Annotated in this window: 18 protein-coding genes; 6 read left to right on the top strand and 12 right to left on the bottom strand. The window is 64.6% G+C overall.

Going from position 1 to position 20,282, the window contains the following annotated elements:
* Window positions 1–49: 49 nt before the first annotated feature.
* The 8 genes from ACFOKJ_RS03870 to ACFOKJ_RS03835 all read right to left on the bottom strand — a co-directional run bounded on the left by ACFOKJ_RS03870 (window position 50) and on the right by ACFOKJ_RS03835 (window position 9,675).
* The gene (locus ACFOKJ_RS03870; RefSeq protein WP_390276785.1) at window positions 50–1,816 is read right to left on the bottom strand and encodes a DEAD/DEAH box helicase; all 1,767 of its coding nucleotides are present in this window, start codon (window positions 1,814–1,816) and stop codon (window positions 50–52) included.
* Between the two features lie 306 nt (window positions 1,817–2,122).
* Window positions 2,123–2,572, bottom strand: a complete 450-nt coding sequence (locus ACFOKJ_RS03865) for a DMT family transporter (RefSeq protein WP_390276783.1) — start codon at window positions 2,570–2,572, stop codon at window positions 2,123–2,125.
* Window positions 2,573–2,755: 183 nt separating this feature from the next.
* Complete coding sequence (gene mmsB, locus ACFOKJ_RS03860; RefSeq protein WP_390276781.1) at window positions 2,756–3,640, bottom strand: 3-hydroxyisobutyrate dehydrogenase; 885 nt, start codon at window positions 3,638–3,640, stop codon at window positions 2,756–2,758.
* Between the two features lie 70 nt (window positions 3,641–3,710).
* The gene (locus ACFOKJ_RS03855; protein ID WP_390276779.1) at window positions 3,711–4,829 is read right to left on the bottom strand and encodes an enoyl-CoA hydratase/isomerase family protein; all 1,119 of its coding nucleotides are present in this window, start codon (window positions 4,827–4,829) and stop codon (window positions 3,711–3,713) included.
* Window positions 4,830–4,857: 28 nt separating this feature from the next.
* Window positions 4,858–5,637, bottom strand: coding sequence for an enoyl-CoA hydratase (locus tag ACFOKJ_RS03850; RefSeq protein WP_390276777.1), 780 nt, complete (start codon window positions 5,635–5,637; stop codon window positions 4,858–4,860).
* A 362-nt stretch (window positions 5,638–5,999) separates the two neighbouring features.
* Window positions 6,000–7,160, bottom strand: coding sequence for an acyl-CoA dehydrogenase family protein (locus tag ACFOKJ_RS03845; RefSeq protein WP_390276776.1), 1,161 nt, complete (start codon window positions 7,158–7,160; stop codon window positions 6,000–6,002).
* Window positions 7,161–7,179: 19 nt separating this feature from the next.
* Window positions 7,180–8,679: a CoA-acylating methylmalonate-semialdehyde dehydrogenase gene (locus tag ACFOKJ_RS03840; RefSeq protein ID WP_390276775.1), complete on the bottom strand. Its 1,500-nt coding sequence runs from the start codon at window positions 8,677–8,679 to the stop codon at window positions 7,180–7,182.
* Between the two features lie 147 nt (window positions 8,680–8,826).
* Window positions 8,827–9,675: a 3-hydroxybutyryl-CoA dehydrogenase gene (locus ACFOKJ_RS03835; protein WP_390276774.1), complete on the bottom strand. Its 849-nt coding sequence runs from the start codon at window positions 9,673–9,675 to the stop codon at window positions 8,827–8,829.
* A 64-nt stretch (window positions 9,676–9,739) separates the two neighbouring features.
* Here ACFOKJ_RS03835 and ACFOKJ_RS03830 point away from each other — a divergent pair, with 64 nt between their 5' ends.
* The 5 genes from ACFOKJ_RS03830 to ACFOKJ_RS03810 all read left to right on the top strand — a co-directional run bounded on the left by ACFOKJ_RS03830 (window position 9,740) and on the right by ACFOKJ_RS03810 (window position 13,610).
* Entirely contained in the window at window positions 9,740–9,904 is a 165-nt protein-coding gene (locus tag ACFOKJ_RS03830) for a hypothetical protein (RefSeq protein ID WP_390276773.1), read from the top strand.
* Entirely contained in the window at window positions 9,901–10,296 is a 396-nt protein-coding gene (locus ACFOKJ_RS03825) for a MerR family transcriptional regulator (RefSeq protein ID WP_390276772.1), read from the top strand. Before ACFOKJ_RS03830 ends, ACFOKJ_RS03825 begins: the two co-directional genes overlap by 4 nt.
* Before the next feature lie 110 nt (window positions 10,297–10,406).
* On the top strand, window positions 10,407–11,591 hold the full coding sequence (locus ACFOKJ_RS03820) for an acetyl-CoA C-acyltransferase (RefSeq protein ID WP_390276770.1): 1,185 nt from the start codon (window positions 10,407–10,409) through the stop codon (window positions 11,589–11,591).
* A gap of 10 nt (window positions 11,592–11,601) precedes the next feature.
* Entirely contained in the window at window positions 11,602–12,744 is a 1,143-nt protein-coding gene (locus ACFOKJ_RS03815) for an acyl-CoA dehydrogenase family protein (RefSeq protein ID WP_390276769.1), read from the top strand.
* 128 nt (window positions 12,745–12,872) lie between these two features.
* Window positions 12,873–13,610: a substrate-binding periplasmic protein gene (locus tag ACFOKJ_RS03810; protein WP_390276768.1), complete on the top strand. Its 738-nt coding sequence runs from the start codon at window positions 12,873–12,875 to the stop codon at window positions 13,608–13,610.
* Between the two features lie 12 nt (window positions 13,611–13,622).
* On the opposite strand, the gene ACFOKJ_RS03805 is transcribed toward ACFOKJ_RS03810, so the two are convergent.
* Together ACFOKJ_RS03805 and dsbD are read right to left on the bottom strand one after the other, a co-directional pair.
* A complete protein-coding gene (locus ACFOKJ_RS03805) occupies window positions 13,623–14,201 on the bottom strand; it encodes an HD domain-containing protein (RefSeq protein ID WP_390276767.1) in 579 nt (192 codons plus the stop codon).
* A 12-nt stretch (window positions 14,202–14,213) separates the two neighbouring features.
* Complete coding sequence (dsbD, locus tag ACFOKJ_RS03800) at window positions 14,214–15,950, bottom strand: protein-disulfide reductase DsbD (RefSeq protein ID WP_390276766.1); 1,737 nt, start codon at window positions 15,948–15,950, stop codon at window positions 14,214–14,216.
* Window positions 15,951–16,252: 302 nt separating this feature from the next.
* On the opposite strand from dsbD, the gene ACFOKJ_RS03795 reads away from it, so the two are divergent.
* Entirely contained in the window at window positions 16,253–17,038 is a 786-nt protein-coding gene (locus ACFOKJ_RS03795) for an alpha/beta fold hydrolase (RefSeq protein ID WP_390276765.1), read from the top strand.
* A gap of 1 nt (window position 17,039) precedes the next feature.
* Here ACFOKJ_RS03795 and ACFOKJ_RS03790 read toward each other — a convergent pair whose 3' ends face one another.
* A complete protein-coding gene (locus ACFOKJ_RS03790) occupies window positions 17,040–18,329 on the bottom strand; it encodes an MgtC/SapB family protein (RefSeq protein ID WP_390276764.1) in 1,290 nt (429 codons plus the stop codon).
* A gap of 75 nt (window positions 18,330–18,404) precedes the next feature.
* On the bottom strand, window positions 18,405–20,264 hold the full coding sequence (gene dxs / locus ACFOKJ_RS03785) for a 1-deoxy-D-xylulose-5-phosphate synthase (RefSeq protein WP_390276763.1): 1,860 nt from the start codon (window positions 20,262–20,264) through the stop codon (window positions 18,405–18,407).
* Window positions 20,265–20,282: the final 18 nt, after the last annotated feature.

Below are 20,282 nucleotides of genomic sequence, written 5' to 3'. Positions count from 1 at the left end.
CTGTTTTCAACTCGGTATCGCCGAAGCGTAGCAGATCGTCCGTAGTTGCTTAGCGCTCGCCACGCTTCGGCGGGCTAAACAGTGCCGCCTGCTGCTGGCGTGGCTTACCACTGCCGCCGCGACGGCCGTTGCTGTTGGCGCCCTGACCCTGACCCTGGCCGAAGCCTTGCTGCTGGCGCGGGCCGCTGTTGCTGCGTGCGGCCTGCGGTTGGCGCGGCTGCTTGCCCGGAATTAGGCCCTGGCTCAGCTCGTGCATGGTCAGTGACGGCTGGCGCGGGCCATTATCATAGAACACATTGCCGTTCGGTTCGTTCATGCCCGGCAGCGACTTGTTGCGCTTTTCCTGCGGCTTGCGCTGTTGCGGCTGCGCTTGCTGCTGGCGCTTCTGGCCTTGTGCAGCCGCTGCCTGCGGCTGCTGGCGGTCGGAGCGGGGCTTGTCGCTGCGCGGCTTGCCACCATCGTTCTGCTTGGCAGCCGGCTTGGCCTGCTGCTGGCGCGGCTTGTCGCCAGTGTCGGCAGGCTTGGCGCGGTTCTGGCCCTGCCCTTGGCCCTGACGGCGCTGGCCGCCACGACCACGGCTGTCGCCCTTGGCGCCTTTCGGTGCGGTGGTCGGCACCAGGGCGCCATGAATGTAGCGGCCCAGGCCGATTTCGATGGCTTGCGGCTCGGCGTTCAGGTCGGCTTCGAAGCCTGGCTGGGTGAAGCGCTCGATCGGCTTCTTGGTCAGCTTCTCGATATCGCGCAGGAAGCCCAGCTCGTCCACGCAGACCAGTGAGATCGCCTCGCCGTTGCAGCCGGCGCGGCCGGTACGGCCGATGCGGTGTACGTAGTCTTCCGGCACGTTGGGCAGCTCGTAGTTCACCACGTGTGGCAGCTCTTCGATATCCAGGCCGCGGGCGGCGATGTCGGTGGCCACCAGAACCGGCAGACTGCCATCCTTGAAGCCGGCCAGCGCCTTGGTGCGGGCACCCTGGCTCTTGTTGCCGTGAATCGCCATGCTGGCCACGCCGGCTTTTTCCAGTTTTTCCGCCAGGCGGTTGGCGCCGTGCTTGGTACGGGTGAATACCAGTACCTGATGCCAGTCGCCGGACTTGATCATCTCGATCAAGAGATCGGTCTTGCGGTCGCGGTCCACCATGTAGACCTTCTGCGTGATCTGCTCGTTGGTGGCGTTGGGGCGTGCCACTTCCACCAGCTTGGGCTGATTCAGCAGTTTGTCGGCCAGCTTCTTGATGTCGTCGGAGAAGGTGGCGGAGAACAGCAGGTTCTGACGCTGTGCCGGCAGCAGGGCCAGCACTTTCTTGATGTCGTGGATGAAGCCCATGTCCAGCATGCGGTCGGCTTCGTCCAGCACCAGGATTTCCACCCCGGACAGGTCCACGGTTTTCTGGCCGGCGTGGTCGAGCAGGCGGCCAGGGGTGGCCACCAGGATGTCCACCGGCTTTTTCAGCGCGTTGATCTGGGGGTTGATACCCACGCCGCCGAACATCACCATGGATTTCAGCGACAGGTATTTGCCGTACTCGCGTACCGATTCTTCCACCTGGGCCGCCAGTTCGCGGGTAGGGGTCAGCACCAGCGCGCGCGGGCGGCCTTTCTGTTTGCTCGGCGCGTCCATCAGGCGGTGCAGCAACGGCAGGGTGAAGCCGGCGGTCTTGCCGGTTCCCGTCTGTGCTGCGGCCAACAGGTCGCCACCTTGCAGTACTTGCGGAATGGCCTGCGCCTGGATAGGGGTAGGCTGGGTGTAGCCGGTATCGGCTACGGCTCGCAGGATGGGCTCAGCAAGGCCCAGTGCGGCAAAATTCGATTCTGACATGTATTAGTTTTGCAAGCAGATGCCTACCCATTGCGTAAGACAATACCAATCCGGGTAGACATGAGTTCTGTTTGTCGAAGGTGGGCCGGGCAGGAAGCCAAGGGCCAAGAAGAGGTCGCGCTGATTGGCAAAGGCGCGAGCCGCTAGTGTACTCCGATTGTTTGGTTTTTGCTGTTGAAATTACGGGGATTTTGCGGCAAAGGCTGATTATTTCGATAACGCGGCGTCAGGGCTGCGGGTTCTGGTGTTTGCCGGGCCGCAAATGGCACGGCCGGCTTGCCTGTCGCTATGGTAGTGAGAGTGCTGCTAGCCGCGGCGTACTGCCAGGAATACGCCTGCCGCCATCAGGATCAGCCCAATGGCCCGTTGCGGGGTGATGGCATGGATCGGGGCGCCCAGCAGGCCAAACTGATCTATGGTTGCCATCGATAGCAGCTGCCCCAGCAGCACGAAGGCGACGGCATTGCCAACGCCGAACTTCGGCGCTACCCAGGTGATGCTGAGAACGTAAAATGCCACGAACACGCCGCCCAGATAGAAATAGAACGGCAGCGCCATTTTGGGGAATGGCTTCAGGCCGCCCTCTACAGCAAACAGGTAGGCCACGGAAAGCAGCAGCGCAACGGTAAACAGGATGCTTGCCGCGAGTGCCGAGCTGCCATACCTGGCGCCCAGGGTTCCGCTTAGTGTCGCCATTATCGGGATGCCGATCCCGGTTGCCATCATGAGGCTTGAGTAGAAGACCTGGTTTCCCATCAGACAGAACCTTTCAGATCGAGTGGCGGGCAAGGCCGCCGGTGCCTTGCGCCCTTGGCAAAATATCACATTCGCAAGACTGCTTGCGCCAGTACGCACCATGGCGTGCATCGATCAGGGGCCGGCTTTGGTGGCAGGTAAGCCTGGGGCACGGCTGACGTACCCCAGGGCTTCTGCTGCGGCTTAGCGCCGGAACTGCTGCAGGATGCTGGAGAAATCCAGCTTGCCGTTACCTGCGGCCACGTGCTGTTCGTACAGGCTGCGTGCCAGTGCCCCCAGCGGGTTGGCCGCATGGCTGTGCAGTGCCATTTCCTCGGCCAGCCCCAGGTCTTTCAGCATCAGTTCCGACATGAAGCCGCCCTGGTAGCCGTGGCTGGCCGGCACGTTGTCCATCACCCCCGGCCACGGGTTGTACAGTTCCAGCGCCCAGTTGCGGCCGGAGCTGCTGGCCATGATCTCCGACAGCACTGCCGGGTCCAGCCCGTTTTTCACGCCCATGGCCAGCGCTTCGGCGGTGCCGGCCATCAGAATGCCCAGCAGCATGTTGTTGCAGGCCTTGGCGATCTGCCCGGCGCCGATGTCGCCGGCGTGGAAGATGCGCTTGCCCATGGCCGACAGCAGCGGCCGTGCGGCATCCACGTTGGCCGCATCGCCCCCCACCATGAAGGTGAGGGTGCCGGCGGCGGCGCCGGCAGTGCCGCCGGAAACCGGCGCGTCGATGAAGCACAGCCCGCTGTGTTCCGCTACGCGCCCGACATCGCGCGCTGTCTGCGCGTCGATGGTGCTGCAGTCGATCACCAGTGTGCCTTGCGGCAGGGTGGTGAACAGCCCTTCGCTACCCTGGTACAGCGCGGCGACGTGCTTGCCGGCTGGCAGCATGGAGATGATGGTGTCGGCGCCATCGACAGCCTCCGCCACCGAGCGCACGGCGTTGCCGCCGTGCTCGGCGAAGTGTGCCAGCGCCTCTGGCGACAGGTCGAAACCGCGTACGGCGTAGCCGGATTTGACCAAGTTGATGGCCATCGGGCCGCCCATATTGCCCAGGCCAATGAATGCGATGTGTTGCATGATGCGGCTCCTTGCGATGAGGAATCCAGGTGCCGGCGCCATGGTGAGGCTGCGCCAGCGCTGGTGGCACTTACAGCGTAGCCAATGGATGATTCTGTGGCCGCCACGGTGAGGCGAAATGTTGTGCGACATAGCCGGAATCCACCGCGGCGAGGGTGGGGCGCGACCAGCGCGGCTGTCTGTCCTTGTCCACCAGCAGCGCACGCACGCCTTCGCGGAAGTCCGGTGCGGCGCAGAAGTTCACCGACAGCACCAGCTCCATGCGGAACACTTCGGCAAGCGACAGGTGACGCGCGCGGTGGAAGATTTCCCAGCACACAGCGGCGCTGGCCGGGCAGCCGGCGCGGTAGGTCTCGGTGGCCGCCGCCAGCCACGGGTCGTCGAAGCTGCCGTGGCGCAGCGCGTGGTCGAAGGCTGCCAGCGAGCCCTTGTTCAGCAGTGCGTGGATGGCCGGCAGGTTACGTGCCAGGTTGCCGTCAGGCACCACGTCGCTGTTGCCGGCTTCCAGCTCGCCCAGCAGTGCGGTGAGCAACTCATGGTTGGCCGCAGGCTCCGCCTGCCAGGCAGCCTGGCGCAGCAGGTCCAGCAGCAGCGGCCAGCCGGTTTGCGGCAGGATGTGGTCGGCCAGGTTGGTCAGCAATGCATCGCGGGCGTTCAGCGGAGCGCCGGTGAGGCCGAGGAACAGGCCGCAGCGTGCCGGCATGCGCTGCAGGAACCAGCTGCCGCCCACGTCCGGGTACAGGCCGATGGTAATTTCCGGCATGGCGATGCGGGTGCTGGCGGTGGCCACACGGTGGCTGGCGCCGGCCAGCAGCCCCAGGCCGCCACCCATCACGATGCCGTGGCCCCAAACCAGCAGCGGCTTGCGGTAGGTGTGGATGCGGTAGTCCAGCGCGTATTCGCGGCTGAAGAATTCGGTGGCCAGCGGGTTGGGGTAGCTGTCGTCGGCCAGAATTGCCTCGCGCATGGCGCGCACGTCGCCGCCGGCGCAGAACGCCTTGTCGCCGCTGCCGCGCAGCAGTACCGCCACAATGCCGTCGTCACGGTCCCAGATCGACAGCCGTGCGTCCAGCAGGCGAATCATCTCCAGGTTCAGCGCGTTCAGCGATTTCTCGGCATTGAGCAGCGCCACGCCGATGCGCCGGCCACCGGCGGTGGCGATTTCGTCAAACAGTACCGCGTCGTTCATGGTGTTCCCTTTGTTCTTGTTGGCGGGCTCAGGCGTTTTTCCAGGTCGGCGTGCGTTTTTCCAGAAACGCCTGCACGCCTTCGCGCTGATCCTGGGTATCGAACAGCTTGATGAACAGCTCGCGCTCGTGGATCAGGTTGGCCGCAGGCGGCGCGTGGCGCGCGGCCTGTACCAGGGTCTTGCAGGCGGTGACGGAGCAGGGTGACTGGCGGCCAACCTTTTCCGCCAGCGCCAGCGCCGCGTCGCGGGCGGCGCCGCGAGACACCACTTCTTCCACCAGGCCGATGCGCAGCGCAGTGGCGGCATCCACCCGCTCGCCACACAGGATCATGCGCTTGGCCCAGCCTTCGCCTACCAGCCACGGCAAGTGCTGTGTGCCACCGGCGCAGGGTAGCAGGCCAACTGCGGCTTCCGGCAGCGCCATCTGCGCCTGTTCCTCGGCGATGCGGATGTCGCAGGCCAGTGCGCATTCCAGCCCGCCGCCCATGGCATAGCCGTTGATGGCGGCGATGCTCACGCCGCGGAATGCCGACAGCGCCTCGAATGCCTCGCCGAACAGGATGGTCATGCTGGCCGCTACGCCCTTGTCGCCATCGGCGAACAACTTGAGGTCGGCGCCGGCGGAAAAGAACTTCTCGCCCTGGCCGGTAATCACCAGCGCGTAGATGTCGCGGTCGGCGTTCAGGTCGGCCACCAGCCGTTTCAGCGCCTGCAGGCTGTCGTAGGTCCAGGTGTTGGCCGGCGGGTTGGCGATGGTGACGAGGGCGGTGTGGCCGATTTTTTCGACCTGCAGATTGGTGTAATGCATGTTGAAGAGTCCTTTGTTTTTGCCACGGAAGCACACGGAAGAACACGGAAATTTCTGGCCACGAACCCCACGAAAAACACGAAAAAAAGAGCAGTCAACCAAGCGCATTGTTTTCTTTCGTACCTTGCCGTGAGCGCCCTTGGCTAAAAAATCCGGCTGGCTGAAGCGTCGGGTAGCCAACAGCAGGTCAGGCAGCGTTTCGTGTCCTTTCGTGGGGTTCGTGGCCAGAGCGGTTTTATGTTTGCCACGAAAAACACGAACAAAAAGCAGTCAATCAAGTTCATTGTTTTCTTCCGTGCCTTTCCATGTGCTTCCGTGGCTAAAAAATCCTGCTGGCCTTCCGTGGCGAATCAGCTTGTTGGTCAGCGCAGCGTGTCCAGCGCGCCTTCCTGCCGCAGGCGGCGGGCAATGATCACGCGCATGATTTCGTTGGTGCCTTCCAGTATCTGATGCACGCGGTTGTCGCGCAGGTAGCGCTCCAGCGGGTATTCCTTGATGTAGCCGTAGCCGCCGAACAGTTGCAGCGCCTCGTTGGCTACCTTGAAGCCGGTATCGGTGGCAAAACGCTTGGCCATGGCGCAGTAGCTGCTGGCGTCCGGGCTGGCGTTGTCCAGGTTCCATGCGGCCAACCTTACTAGCTGGCGTGCGGCGATCAGCTCGGTGGCCATGTCGGCCAGACGGAACTGCACACTCTGGAACTCGGCCAGCGGCTGGCCGAACTGCTGTCGCTGCTGTACGTGGCGGGTGGCAGTCTCCAGTGCGGCCTGCGCAGTGCCCACCGAGCAGGTGGCGATATTGATGCGACCGCCATCCAGCCCCTTCATGGCCAGCGCAAAGCCCTGGCCTTCCTCGCCCAAGAGGTTGGCCGCAGGCACGGCGACATTGTCGAAGGTGATGGTGCGGGTGGGCTGGCTGTTCCAGCCCATCTTTCTCTCTTTTTTGCCGTAGTTGATGCCGGGGGTGTCGGCAGGCACCAGCAGGGCGGAAATGCCCTTGGGCCCCGGCCCGCCAGTGCGCGCCATCACCACCAGCACATTGCTGCTGCCGGCGCCGGAGATGAAGGCCTTGCTGCCGTTCAGCACGTAGCTGTCGCCCTGGCGTTCGGCGCGGGTGCGCAAGCTTGCGGCGTCGGAGCCGGCGCCGGGTTCGGTAAGGCAGTAGCTGCCCAGCAGCTCGCCGCTGGCCAGTCGCGGCGCCCATTCGGCGGCCACTTCCGGGCGGGCAAAGCTGCCCACCATCCAGCTCACCATATTGTGGATGGTGAGGTAAGCGGTGGTGGAGGTGCAGCCGGCGGCCAGCTCTTCGAACACGATGGCGGCATCCAGCCGGCTCAGGCCCAGCCCGCCGTATTGCTCCGGTGTGTACAGGCCGCAAAAGCCCATGTCGCCGGCGCGACGCAGGGTGTCCAGCGGAAAAATCTCTGCTTCGTCCCAGTGCGCGGCATGCGGCGCCAGTTCATGGCTGGCAAACTCGCGCGCGCTGTCACGAAAGGCGATCTGGTCGTCGCTGAGGGCAAAATCCATATGGCGTCCTTTCGGCCGGCTAGCGCAGCGCAATGGTGGTATGCACCTTGCCGCTGCTGGCTTCGTCGTCGAACCAGCGGCTGGTGACGGTCTTGGTCTGGGTGTAGAACAGCACCACCTGCTTGCCGTACGGGCCCAGGTCACCCAGCTTGCTGCCGCGCGAACCGGTAAACGAGAACAGCGGCACCGGCACCGGAATCGGCACGTTGATGCCTACCTGGCCCACGTTGATCTCTTCCTGGAACTTGCGTGCCGCTGCGCCGCTTTGCGTGAAGATGGCGGTGCCGTTGCCGTGCGGGTTGGCATTGATGATGGCGATGGCTTCGTCCAGGCTGTCTGCGGCCAACAGGCACAGTACCGGGCCGAAGATTTCCTGCTCGTAGATGCTCATGCCCGGCTTCACGCCGCTGAAAATGGTGGGGCCGACGAAGTTGCCCTGCTCGTAGCCGGGCACGTGCACGTGGCGGCCGTCCAGTTCCAGTCGCGCGCCTTCCGCAACGCCCTTGGCGATCAGCCCGGTCACACGTTCGCGCGCGGTGCAGCTGATCAGCGGGCCGAGATCCGGGTTGTCTTTGCCGGCGCCCACGCTAAGCGATTTGGCGCGTGCCACCAGCTCGGGTATCCACTGCTGCGCCTCGCCCACCAGTACTGCAACCGACAGGGCCATGCAGCGCTGGCCGGCGGCGCCGAATGCCGCGCCGGTGAGCTGATTCAGCGCCTGGTCCTTGTTGGCGTCTGGCAGCACGATGGCGTGGTTCTTGGCGCCCATCATGCACTGCACGCGTTTGCCGTTCTGGCTGGCGCGGTGGTAGACGTGGCTGCCAACGCGGCTGGAGCCGACAAAGGACACCGCCTTGATGTCAGGGTGGTCGCAGATGGCATTCACCACCTCCGGCCCGCCGTGTACCACATTGAGCACGCCCGGCGGAATGCCGGCTTCCAGCGCCAGCTCCACCAGCCTCATGGTCACCATCGGGTCCTGCTCCGAAGGCTTCAGTACGAAGGTGTTGCCGGTGGCGATGGCCATCGGGAACATCCACAGCGGAATCATGGCCGGGAAGTTGAATGGGGTGATGCCGGCGCACACGCCCAGCGGCTGTTGCAGGGTGTAGGTATCCACGCCGCCGGCCACGTTCTCGGCGAATTCGCCCATCTGCAGGGTGCCGATGTTGGCCGCATGCTCCACCACCTCCAGGCCGCGGAAGATGTCACCCTCGGCATCGGCCAGGGTCTTGCCCTGTTCGGCGGTGAGGATGGCGGCCAGTTCCTGCATGTGCTCACGGATCAGTTGCTGGTACTTGAGGAAGATGCGGGCGCGGGCGCCGATCGGAGTTTTCTTCCAGCTATTGAAGGCGCGGCTGGCAGCGGCTACCGCGGCGTTCACCTCATCGGCGGTGGCCATCGGCACGCGTGCCAGCACCTGCTGGGTGGCGGGGTTGATCACCTCGCGCCATTCGCTGCTCTGCGATTCGACGAATTCGCCGCCGATCAGCAGCTTGACGGTGGGAAGCTGAGACATGGTATTGCTCCTTCCTGCAGGCGCGCCGGGCGCGCATCCAAAGGTTGGCCGCAAGCCGGCTGGTGGCTGGCGGCGGCGTTCTTGCTGTTGGCAACATTCCCTGATCCAGGGCGGGTAGCGCGGGGTCAGGGGTGTTGTCGGTAGCAATCAGTAGCGATAGAAGCCCTGACCGCTCTTGCGCCCCAGGTGTCCGGCCGCCACCAGCTGCACCAGCAGCGGGCAGGCGCGGTACTTGGAGTCGCGGAACTCGCGGTACAGGATGTCCATGATGGATAGACATGTGTCGAGGCCAATCAGGTCCGCTAGCGCCAGCGGGCCGATGGGGTGGTTCATGCCCAGCTTCAGCACTGTGTCGATGTCCTCGGCGCTGGCCAGGTTTTCGTACAGCACGAAGGCCGCCTCGTTGATCATCGGCATCAGCACGCGGTTGGAGACAAAGCCCGGGCCGTCCTTCACCGTTACCGGGGTTTTGCCCAGCTGCAGGCTGAGTGCGTGGATGGCGGCGTGGGTGGCGTCGCTGGTCTGCAGCGCGCGGATGATCTCCACCAGCTGCATCACCGGCACCGGGTTCATGAAATGCATGCCGATCACCCGCTCCGGCTGCTTCACCCAGGCGGCGATGGTGGTCAGCGAGATCGACGAGGTGTTGCTGGCCAGGATGCAGTCCGGGCTCACGATATCTGCCAGCTCGCGAAAGATTTTTTCCTTCACCGCGGCGTTTTCGGTGGCGGCTTCCACTACCAGCTGGCAGCCGGCGAGGTCGGCCAGCAGGGCGCTGCCACGGATGCGCGACAGGGTGGCCACCGCCTCGTTGTCGTTGAACTGGCCCTTTTTCACCAGCCGGCTCAGGCTGTTGCTGATGCTGGCCAGGCCGCGGTCCAGCGCCTGCTGGCCAACATCGGCCATGATCACGTTGAAACCCGCCTGGGCGAATACCTGGGCAATACCGTTGCCCATGGTGCCGGCGCCAACAACGCCGATGGTGGTCATGCTCATCTTGCTTCCTCCGCTGATGGATGGTTGGCAAAATTAATTCTAGTTTACGTAAACGTCAACTATAATGAAAAAACTTGTACGAATCGCCATGCCGCAGGCCGGCTGCCTGCTGGCCGCAGTGCGGGATATGCCGGATGCCGCAAACGCGGCCACGTATTACAATCCGGTGATTGCGTACTTGCCGGCCCCGTGCCGGCGCTTTGCCGAACCTTTCCAGGAGTTGTCGTGAACGTAGCTGCTGATCGCACCTTCAGCATTTCCGAGCTGGCGCAGGAGTTTGATGTCACCACCCGCGCCATCCGTTTTTACGAGGCTGAAGGCTTATTGTCCCCCGCACGGGAAGGGCAGCGCCGCATCTACACCCGCCGCGACCGTGTACGGCTGATGCTCACCCTGCGTGGCAAGCGCATCGGCCTGTCGCTGCAGGAAATCCGCGAGCTGTTCGAGCTGTACGATGCGGCCAACACCGACGAGCCGCAGCTGAAGAAATTCATCGACCTGCTCAGCAGTCGCGAACAGCAGCTGAAGCGGCAGATGCAGGATCTGCAGCTGGTGCTGAAGGAAATTGGCCAGGTGCGCGGCCAGTGCGAGGAATGGCTGCACACGCGCAGCAAAGGCTGAGCGTTTTCGAGACTCCCTATCGCGTTTACGCGACAGCCGCCAACGAGGCGGCTTGTTTTTCAAATTAACTTTACGTTAACGTAAACGTACACATCACGCCGGAGGCTGTAATGCAACAAGATGCAATTGTAATCGTGGGCATGGCGCGTACCGCCATGGGTGGCTTTCAGGGCAGCCTGTCGGCGCTGAGCGCCAGCGAGCTGGGCGCCGCCGCCATTCGCGCCGCGGTAGCGCGCGCCGGCCTGGCGCCGGAGGCGGTGGAAGAGGTGATCATGGGTTGCGTGCTGCCGGCTGGTCAGGGCCAGGCTCCGGCGCGCCAGGCGGCGATCAAGGGCGGGCTGCCGCAGTCCGCCAACGCCACCACGGTGAACAAGATGTGCGGCTCCGGCATGAAGGCGATGATGCTGGCGCACGATCTGCTGCTGGCCGGTAGTGCCAGCGTGATGGTGGCCGGCGGCATGGAAAGCATGAGCAACGCCCCGTACATCATTCCCAAGGCACGCGGCGGGCTGCGCCTGGGCCATGGCGAAATCAAGGACCACATGTTCCTGGACGGGCTGGAAGATGCCTACGACAAGGGCAAGCTGATGGGCGTGTTCGCAGAAGCCTGCGCCGACAAATACGGCTTCAGCCGCAGTGCGCAGGACGAATACGCGATTGCCTCGCTTAGCCGTGCGCAGGCGGCCATCACCAGCGGCGCTTTCAAGAGCGAGATCACGCCGGTGACGATAGTTGGCCGCAAGGGCGAGGAGGTGATCGACACCGACGAGCAGCCGTTGAAAGCCAACCCGGACAAGATTCCCACCCTCAAGCCGGCATTCCGCAAGGACGGCACGGTGACCCCGGCCAATGCCAGCTCCATTTCCGACGGCGCCGCCGCGCTGGTGCTGATGCGTGCCAGCGAAGCCGCCGCACGCGGGCTGACGCCGCTGGCACGCATCGTGGCGCACGCCACCCATGCGCACGAGCCGGCCTGGTTCTCCACCGCGCCGGTGGGCGCGATGCAGAAGCTGCTGGCCAAGGCTGGCTGGAACGTGGCCGACGTGGACCTGTTCGAGATCAACGAAGCCTTCGCGGTGGTGACCATGGCGGCGATGCACGATCTGGCGTTGCCGCACGACAAGGTGAACGTGAACGGCGGCGCCTGCGCGCTGGGCCACCCGATCGGCGCTTCCGGCGCGCGCATCGTGGTGACCTTGCTGGCAGCACTGCAGGCCCGCGGCCTCAAGCGTGGCGTGGCCAGCCTGTGCATTGGCGGCGGCGAAGCTACCGCGCTGGCAGTAGAGCTGGTGTAAGGAGCGCGACATGCTGCTGACTGCTGAACAGGAACTGGTAGTAGACGCCATTCGCCACTACGTGCAGCGCGAAATCGCGCCGCATGCCGCCGAATGGGACAAGAGCCATGCCTTCCCGCGCCAGGCGCTGATGGGGCTGGGCGAGCTGGGCTGCTTCGGCCTCACCGTGGCCGAGGAGTGGGATGGTGCCGGGCTGGACTACGTCACCCTGGCTGCGGTGATCGAGGAGATCGCCGCCGGCGACGGCGCGCTGTCCACCATCATCTCGGTAATCAACTCGGTGGGCTGCGGGCCGATCGAGCGCTTCGGTAGCGACTGGCAGAAGCAGACCTTCCTGCGCCCGATTGCCCGTGGCGAGTGGATTTCCGCCTTCTGCCTCACCGAGCCGGATGCCGGCTCCGACGCCTCGGCGCTGCGCACCCGTGCAGTGCGTGACGGCGACGACTGGGTGATCAGCGGCGTGAAGCAGTTCATCACCAACGGCAAGCATGCCGACGTGGCCATCGTGTTCGCGGTCACCGACCCGGCGGCGCACAAGAAGGGCATCAGCGCCTTCCTGGTGCCCACCGCCAGCGCCGGTTACAGCGTGGCCAAGGTGGAGGACAAGATGGGGCAGCATGCCTCCGACACCTGCCAGGTGGTGTTCGACAGCGTGCGCGTGCCGGCCAGCCACCTGCTGGGCAAGGAAGGCGAGGGCTACCGCATTGCGCTGGCCAACCTGGAATCCGGCCGTATCGGCATTGCCGCGCAGTGCCTGGGCATGGCGCGCGCGGCATTGCAGTTTGCCACCCGCTACGCCACAGAGCGCCAGACTTTCGGCCAGACCATCATCCGCCACCAGGCGGTGGGCTTCCGCCTAGCGGAGGCTGCTGCGAAGCTGGAGGCTGCACGACAGCTGGTGTGGCACGCGGCAGCACTGAAGGACGCCGGCAAGCCGTGCCTGAAGGAATCCAGCATGGCCAAGCTGGTAGCGTCGGAGATGGCAGAGGCGGTTTGCTCGGCCGCTATCCAGACTCTGGGCGGCTACGGCTACCTGGCCGACTACCCGCTGGAGCGCATCTACCGCGACGTACGCGTGGCGCAGATCTACGAAGGTACCTCGGACGTGCAGAAGCTGGTGATTGCCCGCGCGCTGGAAGATGAAGTGATGTAAGGCTTGCGGCCAACGTTGGCACTAAGCAGAAACCCATGCCATGCATGGGTTTTTTTATTGATATCGAGCCCATTCGCCGCGATGATGAGCAGATGACAATAACAAGCGTGCACAAATGGGGAGAGGGGATGAAACGCGGCTTTTTCCTGCTACTGCTGCTGTGGCCCTTGCTGCTGGCAGCGCAGCAGCCGGTGCTGCGGGTGGGCTACTTCTATCTGCCGCCACATGGCTACCTTCAGGATGGCGAGCCGGCCGGCTACGCCTTGCAGTATTTCCAGCGGCTGGCGCAGTTGATGGGGGTGCAGCCCAGCTATCGGCAGGAGCCGCTGTCCCGGCTGCTACAGGATAGGCAACTGGATATGGTGCTCTACCTTGCCGGCAGTGCCGAACGGCGGCGACAACTGCAGTTCGCCAGTCGCCCGCTATTGCTGATGCGGGGTGTGCTGGTAGTGCGCCAGCAGTCGTCCTATCGCGAAATTCGCGTGGCAGAACAGTTGCAGGACATGCGTATCGGCATCTGGGCCGATGGCTATCTGTCGCCGCTACTGGCCAGCCGCCGTTCCCAGCTGGATGCCATGTCAGGTGACGATGTACTGGAACGCAGCCTGCAGAAGCTGACGCTGGGCCGTATCGATGCCTTCTATAGCCCGGAGCCTTATGCGGTGCGCGAAGTGTTGCGGCGGCGGGGGGGGCAGGAGCAGTTCCGCCTGCTGCCCTTGCCGGAGCAGCCAGTGGGGCTGTATGCGGCCTTTACCGAGCGCGGGCGCCGCCATCTGCCACGCTACGAGCAGGCGCTGGACGCCGCGCAACGCGAACAGAGTTATGCCGACTATCTGCAGTTGCAGCTAGGGGCCGCTCCTGGCTGACCGGCTGCCAGCTCAGGCGCCAAACCAGCCCTGCTGCCGCGCGTGCTCCAGCTGCGCTTCCAGGTAGACCCACAGCGCCGGGCAGCCTTCGCGGATCGGCGGGCCGATGCGTTTTACCACCCGCTCGTGGCTGATGCCGTTCTCGCGCCAGCTCTGGCCGTTGTTGGCCAGGTTCAGCAGCACCGGCATGGCGCGGTCGGCGGCGTGGGCGAAGCGCGCTTCTGCCGTTTCGCCGTCCTCGAATTCCTGCCACAGCGCCAGAAAGCGCGCGCCCTGTGCCTCCGGCAGCAGGCCGAAGATGCGCGTCACTGCCGCCAGCTCCGCCGCCTTGCGCTCCTCCCAGCCTTCCTCGGCATAGACGATGGTGTCGCCGGTTTCGATCTCGCCGATGTCGTGCACCAGCAGCATGCCGATCACGCGGTGGATGTCCACCGGCTGCGCCGCGTAGGGTTGCAGCGAGGCGGCCAGCATGGCGATCTGCCAGCTGTGCTCGGCGGAGTTTTCCTGGCGGTCCAGCCCCAGCGGCCGGGTCTTGCGGGTAACGCCCTTGAGCCGGTCCAGCTCCAGGATGAAATCTACGATGGCTTGCATAGTGGGAATCCTTTATTGCTCAAGGTTGGCCGCATCCAGGCTGCGCAGGAAATCGCCGGCATCCTGATAACCGATCACCTGCTGAGTCTGCCGGCCGCTGGCGTCGTACAGCATGATGCCCGGCGGGCCGTACAGGCCGAAGCGCTTGAGCATGTCCTGTTGTGCCGGGGTGTTGGCGGTGACGTCGGCCTGCAGCAGCTGCATCCGGTCCATGCGCTGGCGTACCGCCGGGTCGCGGAAGGTGGTTTCTTCCATCTCGATGCAGCTCACGCACCAGTCGGCGTAGAAATCCAGCAGTACCGGCTTGCCGGCTGCCTTGGCTGCTGCCAGCGCGGCATCCAGCTCGGTATTGTTCTGTACGCGGGTAAACACCGCCTTGGGGAGCTGCTGGCCATGCCAGATGCCGGCCCAGGGCAGGCGTGGTGACGGCGCGCCGGTGGCGGCGCCGAGCAGCTGCAGCAGGCCGGCCACGGCAAACAGCACCGCCAGCAGACGGCGCAGCCATGCCGCCACCCCCTGACCGGCCGCGCGTGCCAGTCGCCAGGCGATGCCCAGCGCCAGCGCGCCCCACAGCAGCATGGTGACTGGCGTGGGCAGGAAGGGGCCTGCCATCCAGATCGCCACACCCAGCATCACGCAGCCGAAGCCGGCCTTGACCGCGTTCATCCACTGCCCGGCACGCGGCAGCACGTGGCCGCCAAAGGTGCCTACCAGCAGCAGCGGCAGGCCCAGGCCCAGCGCCATGGCGTACAGGGCGGCGCCGCCCAGCAGTGCGTCGCCACTCTGGCCGATATAGCCCAGCGCCACCGCCAGCGGCGGTGCTACGCAGGGGCCGATCAGCAATGCCGACAGCGCGCCCATGCCGAACACGGTGGCGACATGGCCGCCGCTCAGGCGGTTGGAGGTGGTGGCGAGCCGGGTTTGCAGCGCGGCTGGCAGCTGGATGCTGATCACGTCGAACATGGCCAGGGCGAACAGCACCATCAGCCCGGCAGCGGCCAGAATCACTGCCGGTTGCTGCAGCCACACGGTGAGCAGGCTGCCGGTAAGACCGGCGGCCACGCCCACAGCGGTGTAGGTGAGCGCCAGTCCCTGCACATACGCCAGCGACAGTCCGAAGCCACGGCGCTTGCTCAGCCGGTGGCCGTGGCCGGCGATCAGCGACGACACAATGGGTAGCAGCGGGTACATGCAGGCGGTGAATGCCATGGCGAGGCCGGCAGCAAAGAATGCCGCCAGCGTGGCGGCCAGCTTGCCGCGCGCCAGGGTGGGCGCGCCGCTCTGGCTGGGGGTGCTGTCCAGCCACGGGTTGCTGCTCATGCCGTCGCCCACTTTCAGGCTGCGGGTCAGCGGCGGGTAGCACAGGCCGGCATCGGCACAGCCCTGCACCACGGTTTTCAGTACAAAGCCGGGCGGTAGCGGGCCGTTCAACGGCAGGCTGAGGGTGATGCCCTGGTGGAATACCTGCTGGCGGCCGAAATAGGGGTCATTCTTGGCTTCGCCCGGTGGTAGCGCCGGCACGTTGACACTGCCGGCAGGCTGCGGGGCAAGCTGGATGCGTTCGCGATACAGGTAGTAGCCCTTGGCCACATCCAGATGCAGCAGCAGTGTTTGTCCCTGCTGTTCCAGCCGCGCGGCAAAGGCGCGCTCCGGTGGCAGCAGTTCATCGGGATTCAGCGCCCAGCTGCCGGCACTGAGCAATGCCAGTAGCAGCAGGAAAATCGGTCGGATCAGGCGAGACAGTGACATGGTTGGTGGCGATTGCAAGTATCGGTAAGTGACCACCGTAGGGTGGCTTGGTTCAGGCCGGCAGCTTAACAGGACACCTCGAAAAACTCCCGCTTTCGTCGCGATACTGCGTTGCTCACGAAAAACTTCTCCTTACATACCAGATATATGCTGCGTCGAATTTTTTCGTTCGTGCCTTGTTTCGCTTAGAAAGCGGGGTTTTTCGAGGCGCCCAACCGTGTGTGCGGCCAACGTCATGCCGTGGAGCCTGAGCCAAGCGTTTGCTTGGTGTATGATGCGGCATTCGCCATGGAAACCCGGACATGAAACTGCATTTCGGCCACGCCAACAGCTTTCCCGCCTCCATCTATCGCAAGCTGCACCAGCGACTGGGCGAGCACGGCTATGAAGTGGGCTACCTGGATGCCATCGGCCACGATCCGGCGTACCCGGTTACCGACTGTTGGCCGCGGCTGGTGGACGAAACGCTGGCCTATATGGACGCGCACTATCGTGAGCCGGTGCTGGCGGTGGGCCATTCGCTGGGCGGTGCCATCCTGTTCATGGCGGCGATTCGCGAGCCGCAGCGCTTTCGGCGGCTGATCGTGCTGGATTCGCCGCTGCTGGGGCCACGCAGCGCACTGGTGATCTGGCTGGCCAAGCGGCTGGGCTTCATCCAGCAGCTCACCCCCGGCGGCACCGGCACGCTGCGGCGGCGCGACAACTGGGCCAGCGTGGAATCGGTATATGACTTCTTCGCCCGCAAGCCGGTGTTCAATCGCTGGGACGAAGACTGCCTGCGCGACTATGCACAATTCGGCACGGTGGATAACGGCGCGGGCGGGCGTTGCCTGAAATTCCGCCCGGCAGTGGAGCATGCCATCTACGAGACCCTGCCACACGATGCCTGGTTCCAGCGCGGCAAGCTCACGGTACCGCTGGATTACGTGGTGGCGGCGCAGGGCAGCGCGGTGCGGCCGCATGATCTGGCCTTCATGCGCCGGCACCTGGCTGCCAGGGTGGTAAGCCAACCGGGCAGTCATCTGTTCCCGCTGGAGCACCCGCTGGCAACCGCCGACCTGATCGCCCGCCTGGCTGCGGGCGGCTGAATTACAGCAGAACGCTCAGCGCCAGACCTCCCAGCATGCCTACCATGGCCATGGCCAGCGTGGGCAGGCAGCGCATGGCCAGCTCGCGGCCGGCAATGCTGAAGATCAGGCTGAACTTGAACGCGGTATTGACCAGCACCGCGATGGTTACGGTAACCAGCAGCGGTTGCAGTGCTACCTGCTGCTGGCCGAACATTTCCAGTGACGTCAGGGCAATGGCGTCCACATCGTTGATGCCGGAAACCAGCGCCATGATGTACAGGCCGCTATTGCCGAAGATGTCCTTCAGCCATGCCGAGCACAGCATTACCACCGCGAACAACGCGGCAAACCCCAGGGCAATGTTCAGTTGCGCCGGGTTTTTCAGCTCCAGCTCCGGGGCGTTTTCCTGCTGCTGACTGCGACGCTGGCTGATGAAGATGGTCAGCACGCCCAGTGCCATGCCCGGCAGCATGATGCCCAGCATCGGCAGGGTTGCCGCCGGCGAGATGGCCATGGTCAGCACCTGCAGCCGCAGGAACAGCACCATATTGGCCAGCAGGATCACCCGTGCGGCCAACTGCTGCGAGCTGGGGTTGCGCGCGGCTTCGCGTGCATACACCAGGCTGGTGGCGGTGGTGGATACCAGCCCGCCCATGAAGCCCAGCAGCGGCGCGCCCACTTTTTCGCCCAGGATTTTCACCGCCAGGTAGCCGGCCAGCCCCACGCCCACGATCAGCACCACCAGCAACCAGATCCGGTGCGGGTTGAAGGCGGCGTACGGGCCGAAGCCGTGGTTGGGCAGCACCGGCAGGATGATGAAGGTGAGGGTGGCGAACTGCAGCAGCGCCAGCAGATCGTAGCGCAGCAGTTTGTGGGTAAAGCTGCTCAGCTCCGGCTTCAGATACAGCAAACCGGTGGTGAGCACGCCCAGTGCCACCGCCAGTTCGATATTGCCCAGGGCGATCATCACGCCCAGGCTGTAGGCCACCAGCAGCGCGATCACCGTGGTGGTGCGCGGTTCGTGCGGCTCGTCCGGGGCGCGATTGGTGGCGGGCAGGATGCCCATGGCGGCTACCGCCAGCAAGCCGGCGGCGGGAAGCCAGGCGCTACCCAGGCTGGGTACCAGCATGGTCAGCAGCGTGCCCAGCATGCATACCAGCGGAAAAGTACGGATGCCGGCCAGGGTGTGCTGCTTGCGCTCTCGCTCCACGCCGATCAGCAGGCCGATGCCCAGGCTGGAAAGGTAGGACGGCAGACTCTCGTATGGTGTGCCGGCCAGATGCAGCCAGGCGGAAAGGTCCCATTGCATATTGTTGTTCTCCGGGTAGATAGCAAAACGGCCAGCAGCGCGGGGCTGCTGGCCGGTGTCACTGGCGGCTGGGCCTTAGCCGCGGCCTGCCAGTCTGGTGGCGATGCTGTTGGCGATGCCGGCTGCGTCCAGGCCGCAGCCCGACAGCAGCAGTGCCGGGTCCCCATGCTCAACATAATCGTCCGGCAGGCCCAGCAGCAAGGTTTCGATAGCGATGCCGGCGCTGGACAGCGCCTCCAGACAGGCGCTGCCGGCGCCGCCCATGATCACGTTTTCTTCCACCATCACCAGCAGTTCATGGCTGGCGGCCAATTCTCGCACCAGTGCCGCATCCAGCGGTTTGACAAAACGCATGTCGGCCACGGTGGCGTCGAACTGTTCGGCTGCGGCCAACGCCGGGGTCACCATGCTGCCAAAGGCGAGGATTGCCACCTTGCCGGCGCCCTGGCGGCGGATGTGCCCCTTGCCGATCGGCATGGCCGACATTTCCTGCAGTACGGCCGCGCCCGGGCCGGTGCCGCGCGGGTAGCGCACCGCGCTGGGAGTGTCCAGCGTGAAGGCGGTGTACAGCATCTGGCGACATTCGTTTTCGTCCGACGGCGCCATCACCGTCATGTTCGGGATGCAGCGCAGGAAGGACAGGTCGAAGGCGCCTGCGTGGGTGGGGCCGTCGGCACCCACCAGGCCGGCGCGGTCGATGGCGAACACCACCGGCAGGTTCTGGATCGCCACATCGTGGATCAGCTGATCATAGCCACGCTGCAGGAAGGTGGAGTAGATCGCCACCACCGGCTTCATGCCGTCACAGGCCATGCCGGCGGCGAAGGTCACCGCGTGCTGTTCGGCAATCGCCACGTCGAAGTAGCGGTCCGGGTGTTCCTGCTGGAAACGCACCATGCCGGAGCCTTCGCGCATTGCCGGGGTGATGCCCACCAGCCGCGCGTCCTGCTTGGCCATATCGCACAGCCAGTCGCCGAAGATCTGCGTGTACTGTGGCTTGCCACCGCCGCTCTTGCCGGCGGCCAGGCCGTTTACCGGGTCGAACTTGGTAACGCCGTGGTATTTCACCGGGTCGTTCTCGGCCAGCTTGTAACCCTGGCCCTTCTTGGTGACGATGTGCAGGAATTGCGGGCCGGACAGGCTCTTGATGTTCTTCAGCGTGTCCACCAGCACATCCACATCGTGGCCGTCGATCGGGCCGATGTAGTTGAAGCCGAATTCCTCGAACAGCGTGCCGGGGGTGAAGAAGCCCTTTACGTGTTCTTCCATCTTGCTGGCGATCTCGCGCAGCGGCGGCGCAATGCCCAGCACCTTGTTGCTGCCCTGTTTCATCGCCGCGTAGAAGCGGCCGGACATCAGCTTGGCCAGGTAGTTGTTAAGCGCGCCGACATTGGGCGAGATCGACATATCGTTGTCGTTGAGGATCACCAGCAGGTCGGTGTCCATCGCGCCGGCGTTGTTCAGCGCCTCGAAGGCCTGGCCGGCTGTCATGGCGCCATCGCCGATGATGGCCACGCACTTGCGCGGGATGCCCTGGGCCTTGGCCGCTACCGCCATGCCCAGCGCGGCGCCGATGGAGGTGGAGGAGTGCCCCACGCCAAAGGTGTCGTACTCGGATTCGCAACGCTTGGGAAAGCCGGCCAGGCCGCCCAGCTGGCGCATGCTGCCCATGCGCTCCTTGCGGCCGGTAAGAATCTTGTGCGGGTAGGTCTGGTGCCCCACGTCCCATACCAGGCGGTCGTCCGGGGTGTTGAACACGTAGTGCAGGGCGATGGTCAGCTCGATGCTGCCCAGGTTGGAGGCAAAGTGGCCGCCGGTCTTGCTGACGGTTTCCACCAGGAACTGGCGCAGCTCCTGCGCCAGTTGCGGCAGCTCGTGGCGACCGAGTGTTCTCAGGTCGGCCGGACTCTGTATGGTGTCGAGCAATGTTGTCATATTGATTTTTTTGTGGTG

It is taken from the genome of Vogesella amnigena (genome assembly GCF_042648905.1).
GTDB classification, from domain to species: domain Bacteria; phylum Pseudomonadota; class Gammaproteobacteria; order Burkholderiales; family Chromobacteriaceae; genus Vogesella; species Vogesella amnigena.
This window is presented reverse-complemented; position numbering and strand designations above follow the sequence as displayed.

Bases quoted from the DNA above. Each gene is read 5' to 3' on its own strand.
- ACFOKJ_RS03870 (WP_390276785.1), bottom strand. From the start codon at position 1,816: ATGTCAGAATCGAATTTTGCCGCACTGGGCCTTGCTGAGCCCATCCTG.
- ACFOKJ_RS03865 (WP_390276783.1), bottom strand. From the start codon at position 2,572: ATGGGAAACCAGGTCTTCTACTCAAGCCTCATGATGGCAACCGGGATC.
- mmsB (WP_390276781.1), bottom strand. From the start codon at position 3,640: ATGCAACACATCGCATTCATTGGCCTGGGCAATATGGGCGGCCCGATG.
- ACFOKJ_RS03855 (WP_390276779.1), bottom strand. From the start codon at position 4,829: ATGAACGACGCGGTACTGTTTGACGAAATCGCCACCGCCGGTGGCCGG.
- ACFOKJ_RS03850 (WP_390276777.1), bottom strand. From the start codon at position 5,637: ATGCATTACACCAATCTGCAGGTCGAAAAAATCGGCCACACCGCCCTC.
- ACFOKJ_RS03845 (WP_390276776.1), bottom strand. From the start codon at position 7,160: ATGGATTTTGCCCTCAGCGACGACCAGATCGCCTTTCGTGACAGCGCG.
- ACFOKJ_RS03840 (WP_390276775.1), bottom strand. From the start codon at position 8,679: ATGTCTCAGCTTCCCACCGTCAAGCTGCTGATCGGCGGCGAATTCGTC.
- ACFOKJ_RS03835 (WP_390276774.1), bottom strand. From the start codon at position 9,675: ATGAGCATGACCACCATCGGCGTTGTTGGCGCCGGCACCATGGGCAAC.
- ACFOKJ_RS03830 (WP_390276773.1), top strand. From the start codon at position 9,740: ATGAAAAAACTTGTACGAATCGCCATGCCGCAGGCCGGCTGCCTGCTG.
- ACFOKJ_RS03820 (WP_390276770.1), top strand. From the start codon at position 10,407: ATGCAACAAGATGCAATTGTAATCGTGGGCATGGCGCGTACCGCCATG.
- ACFOKJ_RS03815 (WP_390276769.1), top strand. From the start codon at position 11,602: ATGCTGCTGACTGCTGAACAGGAACTGGTAGTAGACGCCATTCGCCAC.
- ACFOKJ_RS03810 (WP_390276768.1), top strand. From the start codon at position 12,873: ATGAAACGCGGCTTTTTCCTGCTACTGCTGCTGTGGCCCTTGCTGCTG.
- ACFOKJ_RS03805 (WP_390276767.1), bottom strand. From the start codon at position 14,201: ATGCAAGCCATCGTAGATTTCATCCTGGAGCTGGACCGGCTCAAGGGC.
- dsbD (WP_390276766.1), bottom strand. From the start codon at position 15,950: ATGTCACTGTCTCGCCTGATCCGACCGATTTTCCTGCTGCTACTGGCA.
- ACFOKJ_RS03795 (WP_390276765.1), top strand. From the start codon at position 16,253: ATGAAACTGCATTTCGGCCACGCCAACAGCTTTCCCGCCTCCATCTAT.
- ACFOKJ_RS03790 (WP_390276764.1), bottom strand. From the start codon at position 18,329: ATGCAATGGGACCTTTCCGCCTGGCTGCATCTGGCCGGCACACCATAC.
- dxs (WP_390276763.1), bottom strand. From the start codon at position 20,264: ATGACAACATTGCTCGACACCATACAGAGTCCGGCCGACCTGAGAACA.